The sequence below is a fragment of the Streptomyces sp. NPDC032161 genome (assembly GCF_040636995.1).
Lineage (GTDB): Bacteria > Actinomycetota > Actinomycetes > Streptomycetales > Streptomycetaceae > Streptomyces.
In genome coordinates, this window is the sequence record NZ_JBEZVN010000097.1 from 1 (window position 1) to 3,708 (window position 3,708).

Sequence of the window (3,708 nt, forward strand, 5' to 3'; positions counted from 1 at the left end):
CAGCGAACACAGGGAAGGCGGCGTACAGCTCACGCCCCATCCCGGCCCGCTGGCTGCCCTGCCCCGAGAACAGAAACGCCAACCGCCCCTGTGCCCGGTCCGCCGAGGCGGTGAGGACCCGGCTGTCCGCCTCGCCCCGCGCGAGCGCGCCTAGCGCGTCGAGGAAGTCGGACCGGTCCTCGGCGACCACGGCGGCCCGGTCGTCCAGCGCCGCCCGCGAGGTGGTGAGGGAGAACGCCACGTCGGCGGTGGGAAGTTCGGGCCGCGCTGCGACGAACGACCGCAGCCGCTCGGCCTGCGCCCGCAGGGCGTCGGTGCCCTGACCGGAGACGACCCACGGCATGGGCCCGGCCCCAGCCTCAGGTGCGTCTACGACGGCCGGCTCCTCCTCGGCCTGTTCGATGATCGCGTGGGCGTTGGTGCCGCTCACGCCGAAGGACGAGACACCGGCCCGGCGGGGCCGTCCGGTCTGCGGCCACTCGACCGCTTCCCGCAGCAGCGACACGGCACCGGCGGACCAGTCGACGTGCGGAGTCGGCTCGTCCACGTGCAGCGTCCTCGGCAGCACACCGTGACGCATCGCCATCACCATCTTGATGACTCCGCCCACGCCCGCCGCGGCCTGCGTGTGTCCGATGTTGGACTTCAAGGAGCCGAGCAGCAGCGGCTGTTCGGCGGGCCGGCCTTGCCCGTACGTGGCCAGCAGCGCCTGCGCCTCGATCGGGTCACCGAGCCTGGTGCCGGTGCCGTGCGCCTCGACGGCGTCGACGCCGTCGGCGGTCAGCCGGGCCCGGCCGAGCGCCTGCCGGATGACCCGCTCCTGTGAGGGGCCGTTGGGGGCGGTGAGCCCGTTGCTTGCGCCGTCCTGGTTGACCGCCGTACCGCGTACCACGCCCAGGACCGGGTGTCCGTTGCGGCGGGCGTCCGACAGCCGCTCCAGGAGCAGGACGCCCGCGCCCTCGCCCCAGCTGGTGCCGTCGGCCGACGCGGAGAACGACTTGCTACGGCCGTCGGGAGCGAGCCCCCGCTGCCGGCTGAACTCCACGAACGTCCCCTGGGAGGCCATGACGGTCACGCCGCCCGCCAGCGCGAGCGCGCACTCGCAGTCCCGCAGCGCCTGGACGGCCATGTGCAGGGCGACCAGCGAGGACGAGCAGGCCGTGTCGACCGTGACGGCCGGGCCCTCCAGACCGAGGGAGTACGCCACCCGGCCGGAGATCACACTGGCCGCCGTACCGGTGAGCAGATACCCCTCGAACCCCTCGGGCGCCTCACTCATGCGCGGCCCGTACCCGTCCTGGGACGCCACACCGACGTAGACGCCCGCCTGGCTGCCGGCCACCGACCGCGGGTCGATCCCGGCCCGTTCGAACACCTCCCACGAGGTCTCCAGCAGAAGCCGCTGCTGCGGGTCCATCGCCTGCGCCTCGCGCGGCGAGATCCCGAAGAAATCGGCGTCGAACTCGGCGGCGTCGTAGAGGAATCCGCCCTCGCGGACGTACGACGTACCCGCGCGCTCCGGATCAGGGTGGTAGAGCGCGTCGATGTCCCAGCCCCGGTCCGTGGGGAACACGGACACGGCGTCCCGGCCTTCGATGACCAACTGCCAGAGGTCCTCCGGCGAGCGCACCCCGCCCGGGTAACGGCAGGCCATGGACACGATGACGACCGGGTCGGCCTCGGCCGCGACCCCCGCCGGGACCGGCAGCGCGGAGGCGGACTCCGCCGTTCCGGCCGCCTGCGTGTGCAGGAAGCGGGCCAGCGCCTGGGGCGTCGGATGGTTGAAGACCAGCGTCGGCGGCAGCTTCAGACCGGTGACGGCGACGAGCCGGTTACGCAGTTCGATCCCGGTCAGCGAGTCGACACCGATGTCCTTGAACGCCTGCGACGCGTTCACCGCGTCCGCGAAAGCGTGCCCGAGCACCGCCGCGGCCTGCGTGCGCACCAGGTCCAGCAGCACCCGCTGGGCCTCGGCATCGGAGAGGCCGGACAGGTTCTGTGCCGTCCAGGTCGTGTCGTCACCGCCCGGACGATCGGCGTCGAACCCGGACCGCAGATCCCGCACGTCCGTCAGGTCCGAGATCAGCGCGCTGGGCCGGGCGGCGGTGTACGCCGGCACGAAACGGGCCCAGTCGATGTCGGCGACGGTCACCGCCGGTTCGCCGCGTCCGACGGCCTCTCCCAGCGCGGTGAGCGCGAGGTCCGGCGCCAGGGCCGGGAGCCCGCGCCGACGCAACTGGTCGGCCACGTCCCCGGCCGCCATCCCGTCCGCGTCCCATGGGCCCCACGCCACGGAGGTGGAGGGCAGCCCCAGCGCGTGCCGCTGCTCGGCGATCGCATCCAAGTGGGCGTTGGCCGCACCGAAGTTAGCCTGCCCGGCGCGGCCGAGCGTGCCGACCACCGACGAGAAGAGCACGAAGGCGTCGAGGTCGAGGTGACGCGTGTACTGGTCGAGGAGTTCGGCGGCCGTGGCCTTCGGGCGCAGTACGTGGTGCAGGCGGTCGGCGGTGAGCCGGTCGAGCACTGCGTCGTCGAGGACACCGGCGGTGTGGACGACGGCGGTCAGTTCGGGGTGGTCGGCGATGAGCGCCTTTACGGTTTCCGGGTCGCTCACATCGCAGGCGGCGAAGGTCACGGTGGCGCCGAGAGCGGCGAGTTCGCCGTGCAGGCCGGCAGCACCCGGGGTGCTGTCGCCGCTGCGGCTGGCGAGGACGAGGTGCTGCGCTCCGTTGGCGGCGGCCCAGCGGGCGACGTGTGCGCCGAGGGCGCCGGTGCCGCCGGTGATCAGGACGGTGCCGCGCGGCTGCCACGCGCTTCCGTTGGTGCCAGTGCGGGCTATTCGGCGGGCGAGGAGGCCGGAGGCGCGGATGGCCACCTGGTCCTCGCCGCCTGCCGGGGCGGCCAGTACGGCACGCAGGCGGGCGGCGCCGCGTTCGTCGAACTGTTTGGGCACGTCGACGAGTCCGCCCCAGCGGTCGGGGTGCTCCAGCGCGGCGACCCGGCCCAGGCCCCAGATCTGTGCCTGGGCGGGGTTGGTGAGCGGGTCGTTGCCGCCGGTGGTGACCGCGCCCTGGGTGACGCACCAGAGCGGAGCCTGGACACCCGCGTCGCCGAGCGCCTGGAAGAGGGCGAGCGTCGGCGCTGCGGTGGTGGTGTCGTCGCCGGTCAGCGCGAGGAGAGACAGCACGCCGGCGGTGTCTTCGCCCAGGGCCAGTGCGCTGGAGAGGTGCTCGGCGTAGAGCGTGCGGTCCGGCTGGGCCGGGTGCAGCACGACCTGTCGTACGTGGGTCCGGTTACCGCGCAGGGCCTCCGTGGCGGCGCCCACCAGCGTGTCGCCCTCGTGGCCTTCGGGAACCACGACCAGCCAGGTGCCGGACAGCCCCGCCTGCGGGTCCGCCACCGGCCTCCACGTCGCCCGGTAGCGCAGATTGTCCACCGCCGCCGCGCGATCCAGGCTCTTCCGCCAGGACACCAGCGCCGCAAGCACCGTGCTCAGCGGCGCATCGCCCTCGACCGAGAGGGTGTGGCCGAGGGACTTCCAGTCCTCGTTCTCGACCGCCTCCCAGAAGCGGGTGTCCGCAGTGTCCGTGCTGGTGCTCGTGCGGGGGTTGATCCAGTAGTGCTGGTGCTGGAAGGGGTAGGTGGGGAGGTCGATGGGTCGGCTGTGGGGGATTGGCCAGTTGATGGTGTGGCCGTGGGTGTGGAGGT

The 3,708-nt window shown here is 73.2% G+C and carries 1 protein-coding gene; it reads right to left on the reverse strand.

Features of this window, described 5'->3' with window-relative positions; translation table 11 throughout:
- The coding region (locus tag AB0E67_RS36215) for an SDR family NAD(P)-dependent oxidoreductase (protein WP_362035084.1) at window positions 1-3,708 on the reverse strand (3,708 nt) is incomplete at both ends.